The organism is Aquipuribacter nitratireducens, assembly GCF_037860835.1.
Lineage (GTDB): Bacteria > Actinomycetota > Actinomycetes > Actinomycetales > JBBAYJ01 > Aquipuribacter > Aquipuribacter nitratireducens.
On the sequence record NZ_JBBEOG010000005.1, the window covers coordinates 131,413 to 155,605 of the forward strand.

Annotated in this window: 25 protein-coding genes, 1 tRNA gene and 2 pseudogenes; 14 read left to right on the forward strand and 14 right to left on the reverse strand. The window is 71.3% G+C overall.

The genetic code is table 11. The features are described 5' to 3' along the window. The first annotated feature begins 76 nt into the window (after nucleotides 1–76). The 5 genes from WAB14_RS11255 to WAB14_RS11275 all read left to right on the forward strand — a co-directional run bounded on the left by WAB14_RS11255 (nucleotide 77) and on the right by WAB14_RS11275 (nucleotide 4,117). Complete coding sequence (locus tag WAB14_RS11255; RefSeq protein WP_340269842.1) at nucleotides 77–538, forward strand: hypothetical protein; 462 nt, start codon at nucleotides 77–79, stop codon at nucleotides 536–538. 41 nt (nucleotides 539–579) lie between these two features. Beyond that, a complete protein-coding gene (locus tag WAB14_RS11260; protein ID WP_340269844.1) occupies nucleotides 580–1,296 on the forward strand; it encodes a Crp/Fnr family transcriptional regulator in 717 nt (238 codons plus the stop codon). Nucleotides 1,297–1,544: 248 nt separating this feature from the next. Beyond that, on the forward strand, nucleotides 1,545–1,931 hold the full coding sequence (locus tag WAB14_RS11265; protein WP_340269846.1) for a redoxin domain-containing protein: 387 nt from the start codon (nucleotides 1,545–1,547) through the stop codon (nucleotides 1,929–1,931). Nucleotides 1,932–1,934: 3 nt separating this feature from the next. Continuing rightward, nucleotides 1,935–2,831 (forward strand): cytochrome c biogenesis CcdA family protein, encoded by an 897-nt coding sequence (locus tag WAB14_RS11270; RefSeq protein ID WP_340269848.1) that lies wholly within the window; start codon nucleotides 1,935–1,937, stop codon nucleotides 2,829–2,831. 23 nt (nucleotides 2,832–2,854) lie between these two features. Then, the gene (locus WAB14_RS11275) at nucleotides 2,855–4,117 is read left to right on the forward strand and encodes a DUF3179 domain-containing protein (RefSeq protein WP_340269849.1); all 1,263 of its coding nucleotides are present in this window, start codon (nucleotides 2,855–2,857) and stop codon (nucleotides 4,115–4,117) included. 53 nt (nucleotides 4,118–4,170) lie between these two features. Here WAB14_RS11275 and lgt read toward each other — a convergent pair whose 3' ends face one another. The 5 genes from lgt to WAB14_RS11300 all read right to left on the reverse strand — a co-directional run bounded on the left by lgt (nucleotide 4,171) and on the right by WAB14_RS11300 (nucleotide 7,974). Next, nucleotides 4,171–5,055 (reverse strand): prolipoprotein diacylglyceryl transferase, encoded by an 885-nt coding sequence (lgt, locus tag WAB14_RS11280; protein WP_340269850.1) that lies wholly within the window; start codon nucleotides 5,053–5,055, stop codon nucleotides 4,171–4,173. 115 nt (nucleotides 5,056–5,170) lie between these two features. Further along, nucleotides 5,171–5,725 (reverse strand): RNA polymerase sigma factor, encoded by a 555-nt coding sequence (locus WAB14_RS11285; protein ID WP_340269852.1) that lies wholly within the window; start codon nucleotides 5,723–5,725, stop codon nucleotides 5,171–5,173. Nucleotides 5,726–5,806: 81 nt separating this feature from the next. After that, nucleotides 5,807–7,186 carry a dihydrolipoyl dehydrogenase family protein gene (locus tag WAB14_RS11290; protein ID WP_340269853.1) on the reverse strand — a complete coding sequence of 460 codons (1,380 nt, stop codon included), beginning with the start codon at nucleotides 7,184–7,186 and terminating at the stop codon, nucleotides 5,807–5,809. A 135-nt stretch (nucleotides 7,187–7,321) separates the two neighbouring features. Then, on the reverse strand, nucleotides 7,322–7,582 hold the full coding sequence (locus WAB14_RS11295) for a YgaP family membrane protein (protein WP_340269855.1): 261 nt from the start codon (nucleotides 7,580–7,582) through the stop codon (nucleotides 7,322–7,324). After that, nucleotides 7,579–7,974, reverse strand: coding sequence for an SRPBCC family protein (locus WAB14_RS11300; RefSeq protein ID WP_340269857.1), 396 nt, complete (start codon nucleotides 7,972–7,974; stop codon nucleotides 7,579–7,581). The genes WAB14_RS11295 and WAB14_RS11300 overlap by 4 nt, the downstream gene beginning before the upstream one ends. 85 nt (nucleotides 7,975–8,059) lie before the next feature. On the opposite strand from WAB14_RS11300, the gene WAB14_RS11305 reads away from it, so the two are divergent. Beyond that, nucleotides 8,060–8,662: a TetR/AcrR family transcriptional regulator gene (locus WAB14_RS11305; RefSeq protein WP_340269859.1), complete on the forward strand. Its 603-nt coding sequence runs from the start codon at nucleotides 8,060–8,062 to the stop codon at nucleotides 8,660–8,662. Between the two features lie 134 nt (nucleotides 8,663–8,796). On the opposite strand, the pseudogene WAB14_RS11310 reads toward WAB14_RS11305, so the two are convergent. From WAB14_RS11310 to WAB14_RS11320, 3 genes and pseudogenes are all read right to left on the reverse strand, one after another. Further along, a pseudogene (locus WAB14_RS11310) lies at nucleotides 8,797–9,003 on the reverse strand (hypothetical protein); the annotation flags it as partial. A gap of 12 nt (nucleotides 9,004–9,015) precedes the next feature. Beyond that, nucleotides 9,016–10,143 (reverse strand): IS110 family RNA-guided transposase, encoded by a 1,128-nt coding sequence (locus WAB14_RS11315; protein WP_340270112.1) that lies wholly within the window; start codon nucleotides 10,141–10,143, stop codon nucleotides 9,016–9,018. A 171-nt stretch (nucleotides 10,144–10,314) separates the two neighbouring features. Continuing rightward, nucleotides 10,315–11,382: pseudogene (locus WAB14_RS11320) on the reverse strand (IS256 family transposase); the annotation flags it as partial. A 550-nt stretch (nucleotides 11,383–11,932) separates the two neighbouring features. On the opposite strand from WAB14_RS11320, the gene WAB14_RS11325 reads away from it, so the two are divergent. Further along, nucleotides 11,933–12,016: transfer RNA gene (locus WAB14_RS11325), tRNA-Ser, on the forward strand. A 163-nt stretch (nucleotides 12,017–12,179) separates the two neighbouring features. Here WAB14_RS11325 and WAB14_RS11330 read toward each other — a convergent pair. Next, entirely contained in the window at nucleotides 12,180–13,562 is a 1,383-nt protein-coding gene (locus tag WAB14_RS11330; protein WP_422665461.1) for an ISL3 family transposase, read from the reverse strand. A 415-nt stretch (nucleotides 13,563–13,977) separates the two neighbouring features. On the opposite strand from WAB14_RS11330, the gene WAB14_RS11335 reads away from it, so the two are divergent. The 4 genes from WAB14_RS11335 (at nucleotide 13,978) to WAB14_RS11350 (ending at nucleotide 15,775) form a co-directional block, all read left to right on the forward strand. Further along, nucleotides 13,978–14,178, forward strand: coding sequence for a hypothetical protein (locus tag WAB14_RS11335; protein ID WP_340269863.1), 201 nt, complete (start codon nucleotides 13,978–13,980; stop codon nucleotides 14,176–14,178). A 5-nt stretch (nucleotides 14,179–14,183) separates the two neighbouring features. Continuing rightward, on the forward strand, nucleotides 14,184–14,456 hold the full coding sequence (locus WAB14_RS11340; protein WP_340269865.1) for a hypothetical protein: 273 nt from the start codon (nucleotides 14,184–14,186) through the stop codon (nucleotides 14,454–14,456). A 63-nt stretch (nucleotides 14,457–14,519) separates the two neighbouring features. Further along, nucleotides 14,520–14,723, forward strand: a complete 204-nt coding sequence (locus tag WAB14_RS11345; protein ID WP_340269866.1) for a hypothetical protein — start codon at nucleotides 14,520–14,522, stop codon at nucleotides 14,721–14,723. A gap of 296 nt (nucleotides 14,724–15,019) precedes the next feature. Continuing rightward, nucleotides 15,020–15,775 carry a class I SAM-dependent methyltransferase gene (locus WAB14_RS11350; protein ID WP_340269867.1) on the forward strand — a complete coding sequence of 252 codons (756 nt, stop codon included), beginning with the start codon at nucleotides 15,020–15,022 and terminating at the stop codon, nucleotides 15,773–15,775. A gap of 41 nt (nucleotides 15,776–15,816) precedes the next feature. On the opposite strand, the gene WAB14_RS11355 is transcribed toward WAB14_RS11350, so the two are convergent. The 5 genes from WAB14_RS11355 to WAB14_RS11370 form a co-directional block, all read right to left on the reverse strand. After that, a complete protein-coding gene (locus WAB14_RS11355) occupies nucleotides 15,817–16,458 on the reverse strand; it encodes a phosphotransferase (protein WP_340269869.1) in 642 nt (213 codons plus the stop codon). A gap of 393 nt (nucleotides 16,459–16,851) precedes the next feature. Continuing rightward, entirely contained in the window at nucleotides 16,852–17,730 is an 879-nt protein-coding gene (locus WAB14_RS18250) for a S1 family peptidase (protein ID WP_422665462.1), read from the reverse strand. Continuing rightward, complete coding sequence (locus WAB14_RS11360; RefSeq protein ID WP_340269871.1) at nucleotides 17,724–18,329, reverse strand: hypothetical protein; 606 nt, start codon at nucleotides 18,327–18,329, stop codon at nucleotides 17,724–17,726. The genes WAB14_RS18250 and WAB14_RS11360 overlap by 7 nt, the downstream gene beginning before the upstream one ends. Next, complete coding sequence (locus WAB14_RS11365; protein WP_340269872.1) at nucleotides 18,326–19,594, reverse strand: hypothetical protein; 1,269 nt, start codon at nucleotides 19,592–19,594, stop codon at nucleotides 18,326–18,328. Before WAB14_RS11365 ends, WAB14_RS11360 begins: the two co-directional genes overlap by 4 nt. A 415-nt stretch (nucleotides 19,595–20,009) precedes the next feature. After that, on the reverse strand, nucleotides 20,010–20,771 hold the full coding sequence (locus WAB14_RS11370; RefSeq protein WP_340270114.1) for a helix-turn-helix domain-containing protein: 762 nt from the start codon (nucleotides 20,769–20,771) through the stop codon (nucleotides 20,010–20,012). Between the two features lie 342 nt (nucleotides 20,772–21,113). On the opposite strand from WAB14_RS11370, the gene WAB14_RS11375 reads away from it, so the two are divergent. The 3 genes from WAB14_RS11375 to WAB14_RS11385 all read left to right on the forward strand — a co-directional run bounded on the left by WAB14_RS11375 (nucleotide 21,114) and on the right by WAB14_RS11385 (nucleotide 24,031). After that, nucleotides 21,114–22,679: a methyl-accepting chemotaxis protein gene (locus tag WAB14_RS11375; RefSeq protein ID WP_340269874.1), complete on the forward strand. Its 1,566-nt coding sequence runs from the start codon at nucleotides 21,114–21,116 to the stop codon at nucleotides 22,677–22,679. Nucleotides 22,680–23,002: 323 nt separating this feature from the next. Beyond that, nucleotides 23,003–23,395, forward strand: coding sequence for a DUF302 domain-containing protein (locus WAB14_RS11380; protein ID WP_340269876.1), 393 nt, complete (start codon nucleotides 23,003–23,005; stop codon nucleotides 23,393–23,395). A gap of 114 nt (nucleotides 23,396–23,509) precedes the next feature. Next, nucleotides 23,510–24,031: an aldo/keto reductase gene (locus WAB14_RS11385; protein WP_340269877.1), complete on the forward strand. Its 522-nt coding sequence runs from the start codon at nucleotides 23,510–23,512 to the stop codon at nucleotides 24,029–24,031. Nucleotides 24,032–24,193 lie beyond the last annotated feature (162 nt).

Genomic DNA, 24,193 nt, shown 5'->3' on the forward strand with positions numbered 1-24,193 from the left:
ACAGAGGGCACGACACCGGTGTTCCTAGCCTCGCAGGCGGAGGGCGCGAGCGCCGCCCTCGGAAGAGGTGAGGGCCATGACCGCAACCACGGCAGCGACCGGCTCGCGTCCGCTCGTGTCGTTCCGCTCCGTCCCGATCGGTGTCGTCGGGGGGCTGGCGGGCGGAATCGTGTTCGGGCTGATGATGCAGCTGATGGGCATGCTGGGAATGGTCGGCATGCTCGTCGGTTCGGAGTCCCTCGCCGTCGCGTGGGTCGTGCACCTGCTGATCTCGGCGGCCATCGGGGCCGGCTTCGGCCTGGTGCTGGCGCCCCGGGTGAACGGCCTGGCCACCGGGCTCGGCCTCGGCGCCGCGTACGGCCTGCTGTGGTGGGCCCTCGGTCCGCTGCTGCTCATGCCCGCGGCCATGGGAATGCCGGTGCTCACCGTCGACGCGACCGCGGGGCAGAGCCTGCTGGGCCACCTGGTCTTTGGCCTCGTGCTCGGTGTCGTCGTGGCCCTTGCTCGGCGCCGCGCAGGGAGCCCTGCCCACGCATGAGCCTGGCCTCGGTGGGCGTGCGGCCTCGTACCGTTGAGGGCGTGACCCCAGAACCCGGCACGCGTCAGCCCGTGTTCTGCCTGAACGAGGTCGAGATCCTCCGCGACCTCGACCAGCAGGAGATGGAGTCCATCGCGGCCCGCGCCGCCATGCGTGTCTTGGAGCGGGGGAGCCTCGTCTGGTCACCCATTGACGGCCGCGAGGTCCTCTACATCGTGAAGTCGGGCCGGGTACGCCTGCTGCGCTCGACCGCGGACGGCCGCACCATGACCCTGGCGGTGCTCGGGCCCGGCGCGCTGTTCGGGCAGATGCGCCTGCTCGGGCAGGACATGCGCACCAGCAGCGCGGAGGCGTTCGAGGACGTCGTGCTCTGCCAGATGACCGAGGCCGACGTGCGCTCGCTGCTGCTGGCTGACCCGCGGATCGCGGCCCGGATCACGGAGGGCCTTGGTCGTCGGCTGGCCGAGGTCGAGCAGCGGCTCGCCGACGCGCTGCTGAAGTCGGCCCCGCAGCGGGTCGCCGCGACGGTGGCCACCCTTGCCGGCGCCGGACCCTCGTCGTCGCGTCTGACGGGGCCGCGCGGGCAGGAGGTCCGACTCACCCACGCCCAGCTGGCCGACCTCGTGGGGACGACGCGAGAGACCACGACGAAGGTGCTCGGTGACCTCCAGTCCCGCGGTCTCGTGGCCCTGCGCCGCGGCAAGGTCGTCGTGCTGGACGTCGAGCGCCTGCAGCTCCTCAGCGAGGAGCCGCTGTGAGGACCGGCGGGGCACCTGGCCCGCGACGCCGGCGCTCGGGCAGCGCCGCGCTCCTGGTCGCGGCGGCGCTGTTGGTGGCCGCTTGCGGCGGAGACGGTGCTGCAGACGACGTAGCCGCCGGGCGCGACGGTGACGGTGCCGCTGCGAGCGAGGTCCCTGCTGGCGGGCCGCCGCCGCTGTCCGCCGCCACCACCGCTCTTCGCCGGACCCTCGTCGGCTCCGCACCGGTCCGCTACGACGCCACCACCGTGCAGGGCACCACCCTGGACGGCGACACGATCTCCGCCACCGAGCTCGACGGGCCTGTCGTGTACTGGTTCTGGGCCCCGTGGTGCACCGTGTGCCGGGCCGAGGCCCCTACGGTCGCGGAGGTCGCCAAGCGCTGGGAGGGCGAGGTGACCTTCCTCGGGGTGGCGTCCCGCGGCCCTCAGGACGACATGGACGCCTTCGTCGTCGAGACCGGCACCGGCGGCATCCGCCACATCGCCGACCTCGACGGCTCCATCTGGGCGCAGCTCGGGGTGTCCGCCCAGCCGGCGTTCGTGTTCGTCGACCGTGAGGGCGTGGCAACCGGCTGGCTCGGCGGCCTCGGGGAACAGCAGCTCGACGACGTCACGGCCTCCCTGGCGGGCTGAGCGATGGGGATCGATGTCGCCGCCCTCTCCCTGGCCCTGGCCGCCGGCGCAGTGGCGGCGGTCAACCCCTGCGGGTTCGCCCTGCTGCCGGCCTACGTGACCCTCGCGGTGACCGGTGACGACGACGGGGCCGTCAGCCGCAGCCGGGCCATCGGGCGCGCGCTCCGCTTCACCGCGGGGATGACGGTCGGCTTCGTCCTGGTCTTCGCCGCGTTCGCCCTACTCCTCGCCGGCGTCAGCTCGGCGCTGCAGCAGGTCCTGCCGTACCTGACGGTCCTGATGGGCGTCGCCCTGGTGGGCGTCGGCGTGTGGCTGATGGCCGGTCGCGCGCTGCCGGGGCTACCGAGGGTCGCCGGTGGCCGGCTGGGCGGCGCGCCGGGGCGCGGGTTCGGCTCCGTCGTCGGCTACGGCGTCACCTTCGCCCTCGTCAGCCTGTCCTGCACGATCGGACCCTTCCTGGCGGTGGTGTTCTCCTCGCTGTCCGTCGGCGGGTACGCCGGCGTCGTGGTGTCGTTCGTCGTCTACGCCGCTGGGATGGGGGCGGTCGTCGGCGTGCTCGCGCTGTCGGTGGCGCTGGCGCAGGCCCAGGTCGTCCGCGCGGTGCGACGCGCCGGACGAGTGCTGCCGCGGGTGGCCGGCGGGCTGGTCCTGCTGGCCGGGCTCTACGTGGCCTGGTATGGCTGGTTCGAGTTGCGGGTCCTGGCCGGCACCACGACATCTGATCCGGTGGTCGACCGTGCCCTCGCCGTGCAGGGCGCCCTCACCCGGCTGCTGCAGGGCGCGGGCCCCACTGCGGTCTACGCCGTGGCGGCCGGTGTCGTGGTCCTGGCCGCCGTCACCGTCCTGACCCGTCGGTCGCGCCGGACCCGCGGCTCCCGACGGGCAGAACCCGTCCTGTGACCGCGGATCCGCACCCCGACCGAATGCGCCCCCGCCCCCGTCGGGTGGGGCCCATCGCGGTGCTGGTCGTCGCGGTCGCAGCGGTCGTCGTGACCATCGGGCTCGGCCTGGGGCCCGGGTCGCGGTCCGCCCCCGGCGCAGGCGCCGGGGTCCAGGAGGCCGCTCCAGCCGGCCCCGCCCCGGGCGGCGGCTCGGCGGAGCGCCCGGTGGACGCCGTGGTGGAGGAGAGCCCGCGCGAGGACGTGCCGTCCGCGCTGGACGACATGACCGACGCGGCGCTCCCGTCCCCGCTCGTAGACCCTGCCGCCGTGATGTCCGGCGGCCCGCCCCCGGACGGCATCCCTCCGATCGACGAGCCGCGGTTCCTGGCCGTCGCCGAGGTCGACTTCCTCGCCGACGACGAGCCGGTGGTCGTGCTGAGTGTGGACGGTGACACCCGCGCCTACCCCGTGCAGGTCCTCACCTGGCACGAGGTCGTCAACGACGTCGTGGCCGGGCGGCCGGTCGTGGTTACGTACTGCCCGCTGTGCAACACCGCACTGGCCTTCGAGCGGACAGTAGGCGAGAAGGTGCTCGGCTTCGGCACGTCGGGACGGCTGTACCTGTCCAACCTCCTGATGTACGACCGGCAGACGGAGTCGCTGTGGCCGCAGGCGGAGGGCCGTGCCGTCGCGGGAGTGCTCACCGGGACCGAGCTCGACCGGCTGCCCGTCGCGCTGCTGCCCTGGGAGCAGTTCCGGGACGCGTTCCCCGACGCCCTGGTGCTGTCGAGGGACACCGGGGCCTTGCGCGACTACGGCCGCAACCCCTACCAGGGCTACGACGACGTCGAGGCGTCACCGTTCCTGTTCCGCGGCGAGGTCGACCCGCGACTGCCGGCGATGGCCCGTGTGGTCGGGCTGGGGGACCCCTCGGACCCGGTGGCCGTGGTCACCGACGAGCTGCTGGCGCGCGGCGTCGTGGAGCTGCAGGTGTCCGGCGAGCCGGTCCTCGTCCTCGGGGCACCCGGGCAGGCCTCGGCGCTGGACACCCCGGAGATCGCCGACGGGGCCGACGTCGGCACGACGGGCGCGTTCGCCGCCACGCTCGACGGAAGGACGCTGACGCTGCGGCCGGGAGCGGCCCCCGGGCAGTTCGTGGACGACGTCACCGGCTCGACGTGGGACGTGCAGGGTCGCGCCGTCGCCGGAGCTGAGGCCGGGCGCCAGCTGCAGCGGCTGGCCAGCACCGACACCTTCTGGTTCTCGTGGCAGTCCTTCTGGCCGGACACCCTCCTGGTGCCGTGACACCGACCGCGGCCCTGCCGGAGTCCCGGCCACGGCCGCGCTCTTCTTGCCAGTCAGGGACTCGTCACGCGGCCCTCCTGAACGGCGGGCCCGGGTAGGTCCTGGACGACGTCCTCGCGCCCGGGGCGCAGCCGCGCACTGATGATGACGTAGGCGCTCGCCGCCAGCACGACCACCAGCGCGGTCAGCTGGTTGACGCGCAGCCCGAGCACGACGTTGGCGACGTCGGTGCGCAGCATCTCCAGCCAGAACCGTCCGAAGGCGTACAGCGCCAGGTACAACGCGAAGGCCCGGCCGTGGCCCAGCCGGAACCGGCGGTCCGCCCAGACGACCACCCCGGCGACCCCTAGGTTCCACAGAGACTCGTACAGGAAAGTGGGGTGGAACGTCTCGGCGTCCGCGAACTGCTCGGGCCGGTTCTCCGGGTCGATGCGCAGTCCCCACGGCAGCGACGTCGGCGTGCCGAACAGCTCCTGGTTGAACCAGTTGCCCCAGCGTCCGATGGCCTGGCCGACGGCCAGCCCCGGGGCCAGCGCGTCGGCGAATGCCGGCAGCCGGACACCGTGGCGGCGGGCCCCGAACCACGCGCCGAGCGCTCCGCCGATCAGGCCGCCGAAGATGGCGAGCCCGCCCTCCCACACCCGGAGCACGTCCCAGGGGTCCTGCCCCGGCCCGACGTAGTCCTGCCAGCGGGACACCACGTGGTAGAGCCGTGCACCGACGAGCCCGGCGGGGACCGCCCACGTCAGCACGTCGACCACCGTCCCCGGCCGCCCGCCACGGGCGGTCCAGCGACGCTCGCCCACGTAGCCCCCGACCACGATCCCCGTGATGACGAGCAAGGCGTACGCCCGCACCGGGAGCACCCACAGGTCCCACGTGCCCTGTGCCGGGCTGGGGATACCGGTGCTCAGCGCCAGCAGGTCCGTCGGGGTCATGCACCCATGCTCGGGGAGCCGGGGTCGTGGTCCGACGCGGCCCCGCTGCTCCAGAGCCTTGCCGCGAATCGGTTCGTCCTCTCCCGAGCCTCCCGTTGCCGCCAGGTGGTCAACGTCATGCCGCATCCCTCGCGCTGACGTGAGGAGGGGCCGTCGCCAGCTGGGTGCGGAGCCGGCGGCGCGCCCGGTACAGCCGGCTCATCACCGTTCCCTCGGGTACGCCGAGGACCCGGGCTGCCTCGGCGTAGCCGAGCCCCGCGACGTCGACGAGCAGCACGACCCGACGGTGAGGGGGCGACAGCGCCCGCACCGCGGCCTCGAGCTCCCCGATGATCCGGTGGCGCAGCACGACCTCCTCGCTGGAGCAGCTGGTCGGCGCCCGCGGGTCGTCGCGGGCCGTCCCGTCGAGGGCGTCGGCAGAGTCCATCAGGCGCGGCAGCCGTCGACGCAGCCGGTTCAGGTGCGCCCGGCGCAGGATGGTGAGCAGCCACGCTCTCGGGTGGCGGCCGTCGAAGGAGTCGAGGGCCCGGAACGCCCGCAGCAGGGTGTCCTGCACGAGGTCCTCCGCGTCCGCCGGCTGCGTCGTCAGGCCCCGTGCGACCCGGTAGAGGACGGGCAGCTCGGGGACCACGTAGCGGTCGAAGGCGGACTCGACAGCGGAAGCGCGCACGACGGCATGCTCGCGCCGGGACCGGTGAGGCTTCTGTGCCCGGGCACACACACCGCGACAGGCCGCCGTGGTGCACGGCGGTCACGCAAGATCGCGCAGCGCGTCCTCGATGCCTCGGTGGAAGGTGGGGTAGGCGTACATCATCGACCTGAGCGTGGGCACCGGCACCTGCGCGTGGACCGCCACCGCCAGGGCCCCGAGCACCTCCCCGCCGCTCGGACCGACGGCTGTGGCTCCCACCAGGACCCCGCGGTCGGCGTCCTCGACGACGGTGACGAACCCCTCGTTCCCGGCCTTGTGGATCCAGCCCCGCGCGGTCGAGGGCACCTGCGCCGTGCCGACCCGCACCCGCGTCAGGGACGCCCTGGCGGCTCGCTCGCTCAGCCCGACCGAAGCGACCTCGGGATCGGTGAAGGTGACCCGCGGAAGGGCGCGGTAGTCCGCGGCAGGACCGTCCTCGCCGAGCACGTCCCTGATCACGATGCCGGCCTGGTACATCGCCACATGGGTGAAGGCACCCTCGCCCGTCACGTCGCCGACCGCCCACACGCCGTCGGTGACCCGGCAGCGCTCGTCGACGGGGACGGTCAGTGCGCCCGCCGCGACGCCGACGGACTCCAGCCCGGTCGCGGCGACGTCGACCGTCCGGCCCGTAGCCACGAGGAGCTTCTCGCCCCGCACCGTCTCCGACGACGACAACTCGACCGCCACGCCGTCGCGACCGTCGGGGCCGGCGGCGGGATCGACGTCGACCCGGCGCGCGGACCGGCCGGTCCGGACGGTGATGCCCTCCGCGCGGAAGACGTCGGCGAGCAGGTCGCCTGCTCGCGGCTCCTCCTGGGGCAGGAGCCGGTCGCCGGCCTCGACGATGCTGACGTCGACGCCGAAGCGAGCGAACACCTGAGCCAGCTCACAGCCCACGGCGCCCCCGCCCAGCACGACGAGGGAGGCGGGCAGCTCCTCGACCTCGATCGCCTCGTGGTTCGTCCAGTACGGCACGTCAGCGAGGCCGTCGACCGGTGGGACAGCCGGACGGGTCCCGGTCGCGACGACGACGCCGCGCTCGAGGGTGTGCTCGAGCCCGTCGACCTCCACGCGACCCGGACCTGTTATCCGGCCGGTGCCGCGCACGAACGTGCCGCCCTTGCCGACGAACCGGTCGACGGCGACCGCGTCGTCCCAGCTGTCCGTGGCGTCGGCTCGGATCCGGTCGGCGACGGGCGCCCAGTTCGGCCGGACTGCGCCGATCGAGCCGGCCAGGCCGTCGACACGACGGGCCTCTGCCAGGGCGTTGGCGGCCCGGATCATCATCTTCGAGGGCACGCAGCCCCAGTACGGGCACTCCCCTCCGACCAGGCGGTCCTCGATCCCCAGCACCCGCAGGCCACGCTCGGCCAGCGTGCCGGCGACGTGCTCCCCGCCCGGGCCCAGACCGATCACGGCGATGTCGAACGTACCCATGGCTGCCCTCTCCCATCTTCCGGCCGGACGCGGCCGGGCTCCTCGGGAACCCGCTGCCCGCCGCCGGGCATTCCGTCATCCGTCCGGGCCGTCTCACACCTGGCGGGCCTGCTTGCGCGACCGGCGCCGAGGATGTCACGCGGCCCGGTCCTGACGGTCGGGGCGCACGGGGCAGGTCGACCACCCGAGGGCGTAGTAGATGCTGCAGGCCGCGGTGAAAGCGGTGGGGAACAGCATGAGCGTGAACAGGCCGAGTGGCAGCGCCGCCCACGTCGGCAGAACCTCAGCCCACCACAGGAGGAGAACGACGAACGGCAGCAGTGCTCGAACGGCCCGGTCGGTGCGCCCCACGTTACGGGTCGTGTTGGCGGCGATGATCCGCTCCTTGACGGTCATGCTCGTCCCAGCGCCTCGGTCAGGGACTGCACGCCCTGATCCACCAACGCCTCCACCTGGGGGCGCAGCTCAGCGGGCAGGAAGTCGGTCGTCCAGGACAGGACGGTGCCGCCGGCACCGTCGGCCTGCAGGTGGAAGGCCGCCGAGTGGTGCGTGAAGGGCAGGGGCGCCTCGACGATCGTGTACGCGACGCGTCGGTTCTCCTCGTCGACGCTCAGGATGATTTCCCGGAGCGTGCCGAGGTCCCCAAGGGCGCAGGTGCGGGTGTCGCCGTCGACGGTGACGTCGCCGAGGAACGTCAGCAGGCGGTTGACCGCGCCGACGTCGGCCAGTCGGAGCCACGCAGCCTCGGCTGGGACGGTCACGGGGATGGTGCGGACGATGGAGCTCATGACGGGCCTCCTTCTGTTCTGCTCGTTACAGAACGCGGGAACCGTAGCACGAACTGATACGCTCGCAACAGAAAGGAGGAGCCGCATGGCACCGAGTGTTGGCAGGCCGTTGGGCTTCGAACGCGACGCTGCGCTTGATGCGGTGGTGGACGCCTTCTGGACGCACGGCTACGCCGGCGCGACCACGTCCCTGCTGGAAGCCTCGACCGGCCTGGCGCGGTCGAGCCTGCTCAACACCTTCGGCCCCAAGGACCGGCTGTGCCTCGCGGCGGTGGACCGGTACCAGGAGCGGATGGACGCGTGGCTGGTGGCCCCGATGGCCAGCGGCGAGGAGGGGGTGGCGGACCTCGAGCGGTTCTTCGACGTGCTGGCGTCCTTGAAGGAGTCGCCACCGGGATCCAGCGGTTGCCTGGTGGTCAACCTCTCGGCCGAGGCCCCGGCCAGGCTGGAGGGCATGGCGCAGCGGGTCGAGCGCTACCGGAGCCACCTTCGTGACGGGTTCGTGGCGGCGTTGGGGCGGGCCGAGCGGCTGGGTGAGATCACTCCTGGCTCCCGAGCCCAACGTGCCGACCTCCTCCTGGGCATCGCCGTGGCAGTGAACTGGACGGCCCGGTCAGTCTCCGCGCAGGAGGCGCAGCGGCTCGCTCGCTCGGCCGCGGCGCTTCCCCGCGAGTGGGCTGGCTGCTGAGTCGCGGCGGGCGGCGGCTCGGGTCGGCCGTTCGAACGCGCTCATGGTGAAGTTGACTCATCGCTCGGCCCTGCCCGGGGTCGGTCAAGTCCACGGCGGTGGTGTACGAAGTCGATCCTTCGTCGGGCGTGTCGTCAGGCGGCGGTCACCTCCTTGCCGACGGTGATGGCGGGTGAGCCGGTCGACGTCGTGGCGTCGGGGGTTGCGTCGGGCTCGGTGACGAGGGTCATGCGGGAGCGGGCGAGGACGTCCAGGCCGAGGTAGCGGCGGCCCTCGGTCCACTCGTCGTGCTGCTCGGCCAGGACCGCCCCGACGAGGCGAATCAGGGAGACGCGGTCGGGGCGCCGCTATCGTCAAGCGGCCGGGGCCAGTCCTTGATCGTCGGGCTGGTGGAGGTCGGCGGTCATGGCTCGGTAGACGACGTTGGCGAGGTGTCTCTTGAGGCAGCGGCGAGCCTCGGCGGCGGTCTTGCCTTCTGTTCGCTTCCTGGCGAGGAACTCGCGAGCTGGGGGGTGCCAGCGGGCCTGGACCATGGCGATGGTGAAGAGGGCGCGGTTGAGTTGACGGTTGCCGCCGCGGGCGAGCCTGTGTCGCTGGGTGTTGCCGCTCGAGGCAGGCACCGGGGCGACGCCGGCGTGGGCCGCGAAGGCCGCGGCAGAGGCGTAGTGCCGGACGTCGCGCGCCTCGCCGAGGAGCTTGGCGGCAACTAGCGGGCCGACGCCGGGGATGGCCAGCAGTCGTGTCGGGCGCCGGCGTTCGAGTTCGGCGTTGATGTCGCGCTCCAGGTCGGCTTGCTCGTCACGTAGTGCGTTGAGGCGTCGTAGGTGGGCCAGTGCCAGCCTGGCTCGCGTGGGGTCGCTCCTGCGGGCGCGCAGGGTCAGGCTGCGTGCGCGGGCGAAGGCGGGCCTGCTGTTCAGCGGCCCGGTGATCTGCTGGTAGCCCGGTGACATGACGAGTAGCAGTGCGTGCAGCCGGTTGCGGAGGCGGGCCTCTTCCTGCACCAGCTGGTCGCGGGCGTCGACCAGCAGCTTCAGATCGGCGTCCAGGTGGGCCTCGTCCATCACCGGAAGGTCCGGCTCTCGCAGGGCGACCCGGGCGATGGCGACCGCGTCTCCCTCGTCGTCCTTACCGCGTCGACGCGAACGCTTCCGTTCCTCCGCGGTCAAGTTGGAGGAGACGTCCACGACGGTGTGGCCGGCGGCGAGGAGCAGCCGGGCAAGTGGGAGCCCGTAGCCCTTGCTGCCTTCGAGGGCGACCTTCGCGGCGCCCATGCTGGCCACCCACTCGACGAGGCGTGCGAGCTGTTTCGGTGCGGCTCCTACTTCGTGTCGTGCCAGGCACCGACCGAGCTCATCGACGGCTGCCGCCACGTGGACACGACTGTGCGGGTCGATCCCGATCACAAGGGATGTCATGGGGTTTTCCTTCCGGCCGTAGGGTCGAGGCCGGGTGGCTGTGGACACTCCTGTCGTCCGGTCCATCACGCCGCTATCAGGTCACGCAGCCACCCGTGAGGTGCCGAGGAGACTGGCCCTAACGGGGTCAGACCCGTGGCGCGGGTCGACGGAAAGATTCCGGGTCATCCTCGGCACCTCGTTGAGCCTGGCAGTCGGCTGTCGCCGGGGCCGCCAGGGGCCAACAGGAACACACAGGAAGATCCCGACGACGTCGGTGCGGCGGCGGATCTCCCGGTTGAGCCGCTCCTGGGGGTTGTTGGACCAGATCTGCCGCCAGATCTCCTTGGGGAACGCGGTGAAGGCGAGGACGTCGGCGCGCGCGGCTTCCAGGTGCTCCGCGACCCGCGGCAGCTTGTCGTGGACGGTGTCGAGGACCCGGTCGAACTGCGCGTTCACGCTGGCGGCGTCGGGCTGGTCGTAGACGGAGTGCAGCAGCGCCTTCACCCACCCCCACGAGCTCTTCGGTGTCGCAGCCATCAGGTTCGCCGCGTAGTGGGTCCGGCACCGCTGCCAGGCAGCGCCAGGCATGGTCGCGCCGATGGCCGCGACGAGGCCGGCGTGGGCGTCGGAGGTGACGAGCTGGACGCCGTTCAGGCCGCGGGCGACCAGGTCGCGGAAGAACCCCAACCAGCCGGCGCCGTCCTCGGCGCTGGTGACCTGCAGGCCGAGGATCTCCCGGTGCCCGTCGGCGTTCACGCCCGTGGCGAGCAGGGCGTGGACGTTGACGACTCGTCCGCCCTCGCGGACCTTCATCACCAGCGCGTCCGCGGCGACGAACGTGTACGGGCCGGCGTCCAGCGGCCGGGTGCGGAAGGCCGCGACCTGCTCGTCCAGCTCCGCCGCCATGACGCTGACTTGGCTCTTGGACAGGCGGGTGATGCCGAGGGCCTCGACGAGCTTCTCCATCCGGCGCGTGCTGACGCCGAGGAGGTAGCACGTCGCCACGACCGAGGTGAGAGCTCGTTCAGCGCGGCGGCGTCGCTCCAGCAGCCAGTCCGGGAAGTACGTCTCCCGCCGCAGCTTCGGGATCGCGACGTCGATCGTGCCGGCGCGGGTGTCCCACTCCCGGTGCCGGTAGCCGTTACGGCGGTTCACGCGGTCCTCGCTGCGGGCGCCGTACTCGGCGCCGCACACCGAGTCGGCGTCGGCGGACAGGAGTGTGTTGACGAAGGTGGTGAGCATCTGACGGAGCAGATCGGGACTGGCTTGCTGCAGGTGCTCCTCGAGGAAGCGGGCAGGGTCGATACTGGACGGAGCGGTCATCGCGGGATTCCTCTTCGAGTCGGTTGTGAGAGATCACTCGAAGGATCACGCGGTGGCCGCCTTCGTTCACGTAGGCACGCTCACCGCTCTGGCCTCGTACACCACTGTCGTGGACTCCACTCCGGGGTCACGGTGCAACGCCCCTTCACAGGGCGAGGCGGCCATATCGGTGATTGTTAAGGCGCGCCGGCCGTTGAACTGCGACCCCGCAGCCCCGTGACCACCACCGACTGCTCGGTGTAGCCCGCCGCGAGGCGCTGCAGCAGCACCCGGAGGTCCTCGACCTCAGCGGCACGACCCGCGAAGTGCCGCGGCGGAACCTCCGCGTTCGGGGTGTACGGGTCGTGTCCGCGATCCCCACGAGGGCTCTTCACTCGGTTGGGAGCATCCGTGAAGCTCGAACCGGCTGTCGCGTACCTGAGGGGTCTCACCGACGAGGCAGGCCTCTACGCGCCCGTCCGTACACGGCGGTCACCGGCCAGCGTCGGCCGTCACCAAAGTGGCTGTGCCCGTCCCGTGCCCCCGGGCGGCAGACGACCCACGAACCTGCAGGTCAGGGGCCGTACAGCAGACGTTCTTGAAAACCGTTGAACGGGTACCCATCCCCGTTTCGTGGGTTCGAATCCCACGCCCTCCGCGTTGCCGATCATGGCTCTGACCAGCGCGAACATGCCGACGGGCGTCGGGTCGCATGGCCGCAGCGTCACACATCCTGTCGACGGTGTGACGCACCGTCGCCGACGCCGTGAACGGACCGTTGACCAGCATGTTTACCGGCTCTTCCGACTTGAGGTGGGTCACGGCAGTCGGGGGTCGGTGAGTCCGCCGCCGATCAGGAGCATCCGCAGGCGGTAGTTCTTGAGGTTGCGGAAGCCGCGGGCGATGCGGCGGTGCAGTTCGATGAGGCCGTTGATGGCTTCGGTGCCGCCGTTGCTGGAGCGGTCGGTGTCGAAGTACGCGAGCAGCGCCTCGCGCCACTTGCGGAGGGTGCGGCCGAGGCGGGCGAGCTCGGGAACAGGACACGATGGCAGCGACGTGATGAACTGTTCTGCGATCTTGCGGCCCTCGGCCGGGCGGGGGTGGCGGTAGGCCAGTCGGAGCCGTTGCGCGACGCCCCACGCGAGGCCGACCTCCTCGTGCTCGACGCGGGCGTCGAGGGCGGTGGACAGCCGCGCCCACTGCCGGTCGGTGAGCTTCTCGGCGCCGGCGCGGAGGATGTTGCGGATCCGGTACAGCGGGTCGTCGCGGTGACCTCGGTGCCCGAGGATGTCCTGCTGCACGCGTCGGCGTACCTCGTCGACGACGGCGGTGCCGAGCTTTATGACGTGGAATGCGTCCAGGACGGCGGTGGCGTCCTCGAGCTCGTCGTCGATGGCGTTCTTGTAGCCGTGGAACGGGTCCAGGGTGGCGACCTCGACCCCGCTGGTGAAGGCCTCCCCGCGCTCCTTCAACCAGTCGCCGTAGGCGCGACCGGAGCGGCCGGGCACCAGGTCGAGGAGGCGGGCGCGGACACGTCCATGCTGGTCACGGGACAGATCCACCATCCCGGTGAGCTCCTTCGGCCCTCGCCCGCCGTCCTCAACGGGCTTGGTGGAGACGTGGTGCCAGATGTGCTCGTCGACGCCAAGTGCGGTCACGTCCTCGAAGCGGGCCGGGTCGGCGGCCATCGCCTCCAGCAGCGGCTCGACAGCCCGCCACACCGTCGTCCAGGTCGTGCCGAGCTGCCGAGCGAGGCCCTGGATCGAGGCGTGCTCCCGGCGCAGCTGGGCGATCGACCACCACGCCGCCCGGGTCGACAGCAGCGCCCGGGGCCGGGCGATGTCGTCGTGGATCTCGGTAAAGGACCCGGTCGGGCACGCCGGCTCCAGGCACCGCCAGGTCCGCTTGCGCCACACCAGCTGCACCGCACGCCCGGCGCTGGGGACGTCGACCAGAGCGACGTCGCGGCGACCGCGGGCGCGGGCGACGACGCCGCACTGCCGGCAGCCCATCGGCGCCGCCGGTGTCTCCACGACGACCCGCAGGCTGCCGTCACCGCGACTCTCGACGGCGATGACGTGCACGCCGTCCAAGCCAAGGAGCAGGTCGCAGCGGTCGCAGTAGCCGGCGAACGAGGACTCCAGCGACGAGCACGGACAGGAGCCAGAGCGCGCGTCATCGCACGCCGTAGCCTTCGACATGTCGAGGCCTTCCGACGGTGTGTGTGGTTACCGCCGATCTTGGAAGGCCTCGACCCTTCCCCCGCCTCAGCTCACGCCCGCGTGTCCCGGCCGCCCCACCTCAAGTCGGAAGAGCCTGTTTACCCCGCGAGGGCGGGCTTCACGGGGGGCTTGATCAAGAGCGTGTGCCCCATACGTGCCCCCGGTGTGCCTGACCTGTGCCCGAGAGGAACCGCCGAGAAGGTGGCACCTGCGCGGTGCTCGAGGGTCCCTTCAGGGACGGCGCGAGTGCCCCTCGCGGGTGCGCGAGACGGGGGCCGACGCACCGAGTCGGAGTCGGTCCGGCGCGACGCCGTCGACGTCATCCTCGTTCTGGACACTCCCGGGGGCGGCAAGTTACTTTGTGACGTGGGTGTTCGGCCGATCATCGCCGACAGTGCCCGCAAGCACGGCGTCAGCGAGGAGGACATGCTGCGCCTACGAGCACCCGATCCGCGTCTTCGACCTCGACGACGGCTTCACGATGGTGATCGGCGCCAACCGCGCCGCGATCGTCTACGAGCTCGGCGTCATCGACGGGGCGCTTGCTCCCGTCATCGTCCACGCTATGAGGGCACGAGAGAAGTTCCTGAGGTGATGACCATGCCGCGCACCGTGCAAGACATCCTCGACCACGCCGACGAGCTCGCTCGACGCTTCGAGACCTACGAGCCCACCGCCGCCGACGAGCGGGACCCGCAGACCTACAAGGCGCTGCGCGACGCGGCGATGGCCCGAGCCGAAGCCGAACGGTCCATCGCCGCGGCGGTGGCCGACGCCCGGGCAGACGGCTGCTCCTGGGCCAGCATCGGCGCGATGCTCGGCACCTCCGGTGAGGCCGCCCGCCAGCGCTACGGCGCCAAGCAGCAGGCGTAGATCGGGTAGGTCGACCGCGGACGGTACTGACCGGTTCCCGCGACGCGCGTGGAAGGCGGCGCCATGTGCACCGAGAAGGTGGAGGTCTTCGACGACCTCGCCCGGCCGACCCTGACCAGTCTCACGGTGAACGCCGGGACCAGCGGGCGGCTGCCCGCCGCCCTGGCCGGTACGTACAAGCAGTCGGTGACCTACGACGCCCTCGGGAACATCGACTCCCGCACCCTGCCCGCGGTGCCGGGGATGCCGGCGGAGACCATCCACTAGAACTACGACACCCGCGGGCAGCTGCAGCGGGTGGCACCCGCGAGCAGGTGGACGGCCTCGTCCTCGCCGCCCCGGCCCACGGCGGGACACTGCTGTTCCCCGACAGGCACCCACACGCCGGGGACCCCAGCACTACGCCGCCTACCTCAGCGACAAGCGACGGCTACGAGGCCGAACTGGTGGTCGACGACAGCTGACCACCGACGCTCACCCTGGGAGCCCTGCGTCCCCCGGTGTCTCGCATGGGCGTCGTTAACCGGTGGACGAGCGGCGAGGCCCTCGGCAGAGTTCCGCGTGTGCGCCAGGACGACCTGTGGGACACCGAGGCGGCACAGTCCTACGACACCCCCGGCACCGGCATGTTCGCCGATGCGGTGCTGAAGCCGACCGTCGCTCGCCTCACCGAGCTCGCCGCAGGCGGACGCGCTCTGGAGTTCGCCATCGGCACCGGACGCGTCGCCGTCCCGCTCGCCGAAGCGGGCGTCCCCGTCACCGGGATCGAGCTGTCCCGCCCGATGCTCGAGCAGCTGCGCACCAAGGTCGACGAGCAGACCATCCCCGTCGTCGTCGGCGACATGGCCACCGCTCGCGCGCCGGGGACGTTCACCCTCCTGTACCTGGTGTTCAACACCATCTCCAACCTGCTGACGCAGGCCGAGCAGGTCGCGTGCTTCCGCAACGCCGCCCGCCACCTCGATGCCGGCGGCAGGTTCGTCATCGAGCTGTGGGTGCCCGAGCTGCGCGCACTCCCACCCGGGCGGGGAGCGACGGTCGGGACGGTCGAGCCCGGCTACCTGCTCATCGACACCTACGACGTGCTCCACCAGCACGTCGTCTCCCACCACGTCACCTACGGTCCCGCGGATGGCGACGGGCGTGACGGGCGGCTGTTCCGCAGTCCCCACCGCTACGTCTGGCCCGCCGAGCTCGACCTCATGGCCCAGCTCGCCGGCTTCGAGCTGGAGTCCCGTCACGCCGACTGGAGCGGTGCACCGTTCACCGCCGAGTCCCCGTCCCACGTCTCGGTGTACCGGCTCCCCGCTGAGCGGTGAGCATTCCCCTAGACGGCTGGACCGCTGCTGGCCGCTGCCGCTCACGTCGTGATCAGGGGTGCGAGGCTCTCGTAGGCGGGCGCGAAGTGGGGGTCGGTGGCCACCCGGAACAGGACGGCCCTGAGCAGGAGCTGCTCCCCTTGCTGGCGCAGGAGGTGCTCGACGAGGTCAGGGCCCGCCCCGGACCAGGCGACAGCATCGGCCACGATGATCGCGTCGGCGTAACCGGCCGGGCGCCAGTACGGGCTCACGTCGATGACGGCGGGCGGTAGGCCGTCGCGGAAGAGGACGTTGCCGCCGAGGTCACCGTGGATGAGCTGGCAGGGCAGGTCCACCGGGCGCCGAAGGGAAAGGAGCGGCATGACGGACTCCGGGAGCTCGCCGCCGACTTCACCCCAGGCGACCCGATCGGCGACCGCCCACCGGTGCGACGCCACGAGCGCCGGCGACCAGGAGACGCCGGCGACGGCCCGGTGGAAGCGGGCAGACACCTCGAGGACCTCCTGCCAGGCGTCCGAGCGGTGCTCACCGTCCAGCCACTGCCACGCCGACCAGCCGTCGACGACCCAGCTCCCGGACCGTGACCGCACCGGTCGGATGATCCGGACGTCCTCCGCGCGCACCGTGTCGAGCACCTCGGCGAGCCAGCCTGCCAACGCCGGGTCGCCGGCTGGCTTGAGCACGAGACCTCCGGCCGTGTAACTCAGCCCCTGACCCCCGGCCAGGCGCACCGGATCGGACACGTCCCACGCCAGTAGCACCCACGGCGGTGGCGCGGCGTCTCGGTCCTGCATCACCCGCCGACCCTTCTCGTATCACTGACGCGTCGTTCACGGCGGATAATCGCCGGAAGGCGCCCACTACCCCCCTCACCGCCTGCTCGACGCCATCCGGCCGTCCCCCGCTCCTGGGACTCAGGCGGCCCGTCACCTGCTCAAGCCGCAGGGCTGCCGAGAGGTTGCCTCACCTGCCCGCGTGCCCACCCATGTGACGAAACCGTGGTGACGGCAACGAGGACGACGGCTCGTCGACCTCGTGAAGCGCCCTGGTCGTCAGCGATACTGCACACCCGGTCGTCACCGGTTTGTCGACGCCCTCGGACCTGCGGTCGCCGGGGCCGCTGAGCCCGTGGCCGCACTCCGCAGCCACGCCAGCTCGGACGCGAGCGACATCGCGACGCCGACGTCGTCCGTTTCGCACCCGGGCCCCCATGCCGTGAGGGCCACCACGACGGGCACGCCGTCTGCGCCCGGCCGCAGCAACGGACCTCCAGAGTCTCCCGAGCACGTGTTGCGACGGGCCTCGGGCATCGGTCGTGTGCACAGGTGCCGCAGGGTATCCACCGGCCGATTTGAAGCGTCAGCCGCGGGCCGGCACTCGGTCACGGGCACCACCTGCAGCGGGATGCTGCTCCGGGAGCAGTCCCGGGGTCCGCCGAGGCCGGAGCGGCCCCACCCCACGGCGATGAGCTCATCACCGACGCGAGCATCCCCCACCTCGACGGGTCGGACCGACACGGGGCTGTCCAAGTGGAGCACTGCGACATCGTAGGAAGCGCCACCGGGGTACCCGACGATGTCGACGACACCAAGTCGCCGTCCGACGACAGGTGCGTCGGAGCAGATGTTGTCGGCACCCACGACCACGTGAACGCTCTCGGCGGTGCGACCGTCCAGGCAGTGGCGGGCGGTGGCGAGCGCCCGCTCGGCCACCAGCACGCCCGAGCAGAAGGCGGACGCGAGCAGGTCGTCGGCGGGTGCCGAGGCGTTCACCAGGACCGCGGCAGACCTCAGCGACCCACTCGGGATCAGGGCGGCCTGGGCGCCTGGGGGCTCCGACTCTGTGTGGGAACCGGTAGGGACCAGGTCGCTCCGGTCCACGCACCCCCCGATCAACCAGCTCGCCAGGACCACCGCAACCGCCGCGGCGAGACGTGGCAACCGCCGATTCAACACGTGTCGGCGAGCCTCAACGAGGTCGGGACCGACGTCCGGTACTCCTCGCCGTCCTGGGAGTACCGCATGACGAGGGAGCCGAACGACGCAGGGCCGTCGTCTGCCGTCCGCCGCAGACCCAGGACGAGGACGTGCTCCGGACTGTCGCCCGCCCTTCGAAGGAGCGCGTCGTCCGCTGACATCCTCTGCTCCCAGGAGTCCAGCAAGCCGTCCGCCGCCAACACGCTGTCCGCAGGCGGCCAGCCGGGCAGGTTCCCTATGCCACCGCGGTCCGACCCGGGTACGACGACGCCGTCGAGGAGCTCGAGTCCGGCTGGGTCCACGAGCTCCACCCCGGTCAGCACGAGGTCGTCCTCCCCGGTGTTCTGCAGCACTGTGGCCGAGAACGTGACGTCGGACCCGACAGCGATCTCGAGGCACCAGTCGGTCTCGTCGGCTCCTGTGCGCAACGACCCTGCAACCGTCCCCCCGCCTGACTCCGACTCCTCCTGCCCGGCACACCCACCGAGGGCCAGGGCAGCGAGGAGGCCCAGTGCCCCCACGGCCGCGCCGGCCAGCGGGCGAACCCACTGGCCGACGACGACGGTTGGATTGGTCATGCGTTCCGCGCGACGAGTTGGCGTGGCGTGCCGCCAGGCAGGCCGTGGGTACCGCACAGTCGCCTGGGAACCGAGTTGAAGGTGAATGTCACCTTCGCGTTCGAGGTGTAGCCGGTCTGCGCCGACAGGTCCATGCCGATGTTGCTGCCGAGCTTCGCCCCGTTGGACCAGGTGATCGCCGAGCTGCTCGCGACCGTGACGGTTCCCGTCACGCGTTGCGGCGCGCAGTAGCTGGAGGACGTCGACGGGATGGTCACGGAGACGATGTCGCGTCCTGCCCCGAACGTCCCCGCACGAACCTGGTACTCACTGTGCTGCGTGCCGTAGAAGTAGCTGCCACAGGTCACCTTCCACTGGTTGTAGTCGTACGTGGTCCGGTAGCTGCGGCCGATGTTGTTGCCTCCAGCAGCGAAGGCGATCTCGGCGGTGGATCCGCGACCTATCGTGCCCTTGGAGCTGAAGCTGCCGTACTTGCCGGAGGCGGAAACACCGACTCCGAGGCTCGAGTTGGCGCCCTCGGTGTACACGAAGTCGTGCGAGACACCGGTGGTGGCACTATGTGTGGCGCCTACCGTGACCCACCGCTGCCCGTACCCGACCACCTTCGTGCCACCGGACGCTGAGCAGTCGTGCTTGTCGACAGCCGTGTCGACCGTGCCGTCGCGCGGCGCGAGAGCACTTTCGTCAGTCTGCAGCTCGAGCTCCTCCGCGACGGCAGGCAGGTTCTCGCCGCCCCGGCCCTGCTCGAGCATGTGCAGAGAAGCCTTTCCCGAGCGGTTCTTGACGATGCGCGGGAAGTGGTAGGAGGCGAGGCCCTCCTCGCTGAAGACCCTCACCTCGAAATTGACGATGCCGCCCTTCGATGCCGAGCGGTTCAGGCGCTGAACCGAGTCCAGTCGGACGTCGTAGCGACCGGCACCGTCCGTGACGTCCTGCGCGACCGGCTCCAGGGAGATGGTCTCTCCTACTGCGGTGGCGGACTCCACCTCGGCGCTCGGCCACGCAAAGACGACGACAGCGGCTCCCGGCACGGGACGGCCCTCCGGAGAGGTCACAACCCCGGTGGAGAGCGAGTCTGTCGTGAGGTCGTCACTCGCCGGCAGACCGTCGATCAGCGCGTGACGCTCGTCCGAGCCGCCCTCGGAGTCCGAGGACTCGGCAGCGTTGGCTGGCAATGCGACAAGAGCCAATCCTGCCGCCATAGCCACAGCGAGCCCGGCGGCTGCTCCGCCGGTGCGCAGGCGCGCACATAGTCGTGTTCTCATCTGGGGAGTCCCCTCCTACGACGCCCTCGGCTCCCTCGCCGTAGGTGCGCCCGCTGATCGCAACAGAGTGGGCAGAACATGAGTCAGTTCGAGTAGTCACACGATGGATCGCGCATTGTTGCTGATTGCACTAGTCCTGATGCGTCCCTTTTGCATCAAAGATTCCTCGTGACGCCGCTCGTGCTGATCAACGCCGACGGTCGTCTTCCGCTCCGCGGAGTCCGCTGACATGGTCTCCGGCCAGCCTGATTCGTGTGGTTGACGGACGGAGAGGACCGTAGCGTGAGGCTCTGTGAGTACCCCGCCAAGGAAACTCACAGAAGGACACCACGCGATGGCGCTGGACCAGTCTGCCCTGCTCGAGCTCGTCGAGGCGTTGAAGGCCGGTGACGGCGCGAGCCTGATGCGCTCGGCGTTAGAGCCGATGCTGCGGGCGCTCGTGGAGGCGGAGGCGACCGCCCACACGGGCAGGTGAAGCTGCGCCCGGGCATGAAAGAGGACTGGACTCAGGGCCCCGTGGCGGCAGCAGCACCAGCTTCGTCGCCAGGGTGCCCGCGAACACGACCACCGGCTCCGTCGCTCGACCGCGGCCGATGCCGGGCTCGTTGTCCCAGATCAGCCGCCGCGGCACCCGTCCGAACTGCTTCAGCAGCGGCCACGTGCCCAGCAGCAGGTCCGGTGTCTTCCGGGTCGGCAGCATCCGCCCGAGCGTGAAGCGGGAGTGCCCGCACGTCATCACCAGCACCGGCAGCAACGTCCGTGAGCCGTCCTGAGCAGGATCTTCTTCGGCGGGAACCCTCCCCCGCAAGCGGGGGTACCCCCAGTCGCACTGCGCGACGTCACCGGCGGCCCAGCTCAGCCGGTCGGCGGGGTCGATGGGTCGGTGGTCGGTCCGGACGCGGTTGACGTTGTCACGGAACCAGCGAATCGATCCCGTCCACCCGACGCGCTCCGCGACCACCGTCGGGGGCATGTCCGGGGTCTCCGCCAGCAGCAGCCGGACCCGCGCCTCGAACGGCGTGAACGACGTCGGCGCCGGCTTCCTCTCGTACTTCGGTGGGGCGTCGGAGGCCACGGCGTTGCTCACCGTGTTCCTCGCCACTCCGAGCCGCCTGGCGATCGCGGCCTTCGGCAGACCCTCCGCGGCGAGCCTCCGGATCAGCGCCCAGTCCTCCATGGTGATCACAGTCCGATCGTTGAGGGAGTGCTCACGTTCCGAGCGCCGTTACTGCTCGGTTTTCGAGCGCCACCGACGGGTGCTGCCCGCAACTCGTTCGCGCGGACGAGCGCGAGCCATCGCGGGCGGAACCTCGAGAGACCATCCCTTGCGGATGCGGCGGCAACGCCCCGTGGCGGCTCAGGTCCACGGCCTACCAGCCGATCAACCGCAGGGCCAGCGTCTTGTAGGGCCGACCCTGTCCCCTCCGAAGACGCTCCCTTCACCTTGATGGTCCTGACCCCGCTACGGAGATACCCGGTGACTCCTCCCCTCTCTTCCTCCCCACCGCGCCGACGCACCATGTCCGTCGCGAGCTGGCCGCTGCTCGCGAAGATGGCTGTGCAGGTCGGTGTCACTGCCGTCGCCTTCGCCGTCATCATCGTGAGCAACACCGTCATCAACGCCGAGCGGACCGCCGCCAACGCTGAACAGCGTGCCGTCGCGCGCGTTGCCGGTGAGATGCGCGCGCTCAACGAGAACGGCTCCAAGCTGCAGGCCGTGGCCTACCAGGCCGTCTTCGACCCTGAGCCGGCGCGCGCGACCCGCAACTACGAGCAGGCGCTGCAGGACGCCGACGACACACTCGCGCGCATCGGCGCGGACGCTGGTGAGGCAGGGGTAGACGACGTCGTCGCGGACCTCGACGAGGGACTGGCCGCCTTCCGCCAGGTCGCGGACGACTACGTCGACCTCGCCAACGTCGACGACGACGCGTCGTTCGCCGCGTACATGGTCATGGAGGAGGCGGAGCAGGACCTCTCCGGCGTCATCGAGACGGCCATGGCGTCGGTCGACGAGCGGTCGGAGGCCGCTACCGCCACGGCGAAGGCGTCCGGCGACCGGGCCACGCTCAGTCTCTGGGTGTCGTCCCTGATCGGGCTGCTGCTCGCCGCGACCGCAGCCCTCGTGCTGTACCGCACGACCGGACCCGCACTCGCCCGGACCGTCCGGTCGCTGGAGACCCTCGCCACCGGAGACCTGCGGGTGAGCGCTGAGCTCGGCCGCACGGACGAGGTCGGTAGGATCGCCACTGCCGTCGACACGGTCGCCGCCAGCTTCCGCAGCTCCCTCGGAGAGGTCCGAACAGGCGCAGCGTCGGTCGAGGAGGCAGCCCGAGACCTCGACGGGGTCTCCACGGAGGTCGCCGCCGCGGCCGAGGAGTCCTCGCAGCAGGCGAACGTCGTCGCCGCGGCCGCGGAGCAGGTGACCCGCAACGTGCAGACCGTCGCTGCGGGCGTCGAGGAGATGGGTCAGTCCATCCGGGAGATCGCGCAGAACGCTCAGGAGGCCGCCTCGGTCGCCGGGGACGCCGTGAGCGTCGCGGGTGAGGCCGGTCAGATCGTCGCCCGGCTCGGTGAGTCGAGCCAGCTCATCGGTGAGGTCGTCCGGGTCATCACGTCGATCGCGGAGCAGACCAACCTGCTCGCCCTCAACGCGACGATCGAGGCCGCGCGGGCCGGTGAGGCGGGCAAGGGCTTCGCCGTCGTCGCGACCGAGGTCAAGGAGCTCGCCACCCAGACCGGCAAGGCGACCGACGACATCGCCAAGCGCGTCACCGCGATCCAGTCCGACTCCGCCGACGTCGTCTCCGCGATCGAGCGGATCGAGTCGACCATCGGCCGCATCCACGACATCCAGACCACCATCGCCTCCGCCGTCGAGGAGCAGACCGCGACGACGGGGGAGATGGGCCGGTCGCTGTCGGAGGCCGCGGCCGGCTCCTCGGAGATCGGGTCCGGCATCAGCGCCGTCGCGACCGCGGCGGAGCAGTCGAGCGCGCAGGCGCAGACGAGCGCCTCGCACACGAAGTCCTTGTCGCGACTGAGCGCGGGCCTGACCGCGACCGTGGAACGCTTCACCATCTGACCGCAGCCCAAGCGTTCTCCCGCCGTACGGGCGGGGTTTGCGCCGGGCACGGCACGATCGTGGACACCGACCTGCGGCGCGGGCTGAGGACCCAGGCGCTTGATGGGTGACGTGGAGCGCACGGCGGCGAAGCTCGACGACGCTGCGAGGCGCCCCTCACCCGTCGCCAGGGGGTCCGCTTCGCTGCAGCCGTGGCCGTGGTGACGGTCGTCCTGGCCGTCGTCCCCCGCCCCCGGAGCGAGAAGTCGCCCGACGCGCCTGGAGGCGCGACGGTGACGACACGAAGATGAAGGAGCCTGAGCACGACTGACGAGGAGACGACCATGGACTACGGCACCACCGTCACCACCGACCTGAGCTTCGACGACGCAGTGGCACGCACCCGGGAGGCCCTGCAGGAGCAGGGGTTCGGGGTCCTGACCGAGATCGACGTGCAGGCCACGCTGAAGAACAAGCTGGACCTGGACATGGAGCAGTACCTGATCCTCGGGGCGTGCAACCCCGCACTCGCACACCAGGCGCTGGAGGTCGAGCGCGGGATCGGCTTGCTGCTGCCGTGCAACGTTTTGATCCGCCGCAGCGGCGACGAGACTCTCGTGCAGGCCCTCGACCCCCAGGTCATGGTCAGCCTGCCGGACCGACCGGAGCTGCAGCCGGTCGCCGATGACGCCGCCGCGCGGCTCAGCGCCGCGTTGGCCGCCGTGGCCGGTTCATAACCTCGCAGGCATCGTCTGCGGCCAATCAGGACGTGTAATGCGTGCCGCCCGTCCAGCCCGCAGGCGTGGACGCGGTTCCGCGGCGAGGAGCGCTCCCTCGACGAGAACCGCGAGGTGTGGCGGGCGCTGGAGGAGGCCTACGCGGCCGGGAAGGTCCGCGCGATCGGGCTGTCCAACGTCGAGCGGCCCGACGTCGAGAACATCCTCGGCTCGGCGACGGTCAGGCCGATGGTCAACCAGGTGCTCGCGCACATCTCGAACACCCCGGCCGACCTCATCTCGTGGTGCCAGGCGGAGGGCCTGCTCGTGCAGGCGTACTCGCCCGTGGCGCACGGCGAGCTCCTGAAGAACACCGAGGTGGCCGGCATCGCGCAGCAGTACGGCGTGTCGGTGCCTCAGCTGTCCATCCGCTACTGCCTGCAGCTCGGTCTGCTGCCGCTGCCGAAGACGACCGATTCCGACCACATGCGCGAGAACGCCGCCGTCGACTTCGAGATCTCCGCCGCGGACATGGACCGGCTCCTCGGCGTCGCGCAGATCGAGGACTACGGGGACGCCAGCCTCATGCCGGTGTACGGCGGCGCCATGAACCTCCGCACGATGGCGACCATGCTCGTGCGCTCCCTGCGCCGCTGAGCGGCGACCGCGCCCGCTCGGCGGGCGCGACGGCCGCCCCTGTCACCCCCGCCGCCACTGCGGCCCCCACCGCACCCCGGGCGCCCGCACGTACTGGCACGTGCACCCGCTCGGGCAGGTCCTGCACGTCACCGACGGGATCGCCCTGGTGCGCTGTCGGCC

Coding starts and splice junctions, on each gene's coding strand:
- WAB14_RS11255 (WP_340269842.1), top strand. CDS start 77: ATGACCGCAACCACGGCAGCGACCGGCTCGCGTCCGCTCGTGTCGTTC.
- WAB14_RS11270 (WP_340269848.1), top strand. CDS start 1,935: ATGGGGATCGATGTCGCCGCCCTCTCCCTGGCCCTGGCCGCCGGCGCA.
- WAB14_RS11275 (WP_340269849.1), top strand. CDS start 2,855: ATGCGCCCCCGCCCCCGTCGGGTGGGGCCCATCGCGGTGCTGGTCGTC.
- lgt (WP_340269850.1), bottom strand. CDS start 5,055: ATGACCCCGACGGACCTGCTGGCGCTGAGCACCGGTATCCCCAGCCCG.
- WAB14_RS11290 (WP_340269853.1), bottom strand. CDS start 7,186: ATGGGTACGTTCGACATCGCCGTGATCGGTCTGGGCCCGGGCGGGGAG.
- WAB14_RS11295 (WP_340269855.1), bottom strand. CDS start 7,582: ATGACCGTCAAGGAGCGGATCATCGCCGCCAACACGACCCGTAACGTG.
- WAB14_RS11300 (WP_340269857.1), bottom strand. CDS start 7,974: ATGAGCTCCATCGTCCGCACCATCCCCGTGACCGTCCCAGCCGAGGCT.
- WAB14_RS11305 (WP_340269859.1), top strand. CDS start 8,060: ATGGCACCGAGTGTTGGCAGGCCGTTGGGCTTCGAACGCGACGCTGCG.
- WAB14_RS11315 (WP_340270112.1), bottom strand. CDS start 10,143: ATGGACCGGACGACAGGAGTGTCCACAGCCACCCGGCCTCGACCCTAC.
- WAB14_RS11330 (WP_422665461.1), bottom strand. CDS start 13,562: ATGTCGAAGGCTACGGCGTGCGATGACGCGCGCTCTGGCTCCTGTCCG.
- WAB14_RS11340 (WP_340269865.1), top strand. CDS start 14,184: ATGCCGCGCACCGTGCAAGACATCCTCGACCACGCCGACGAGCTCGCT.
- WAB14_RS11345 (WP_340269866.1), top strand. CDS start 14,520: ATGTGCACCGAGAAGGTGGAGGTCTTCGACGACCTCGCCCGGCCGACC.
- WAB14_RS11360 (WP_340269871.1), bottom strand. CDS start 18,329: ATGACCAATCCAACCGTCGTCGTCGGCCAGTGGGTTCGCCCGCTGGCC.
- WAB14_RS11365 (WP_340269872.1), bottom strand. CDS start 19,594: ATGAGAACACGACTATGTGCGCGCCTGCGCACCGGCGGAGCAGCCGCC.
- WAB14_RS11370 (WP_340270114.1), bottom strand. CDS start 20,771: ATGGAGGACTGGGCGCTGATCCGGAGGCTCGCCGCGGAGGGTCTGCCG.
- WAB14_RS11375 (WP_340269874.1), top strand. CDS start 21,114: ATGTCCGTCGCGAGCTGGCCGCTGCTCGCGAAGATGGCTGTGCAGGTC.
- WAB14_RS11380 (WP_340269876.1), top strand. CDS start 23,003: ATGGACTACGGCACCACCGTCACCACCGACCTGAGCTTCGACGACGCA.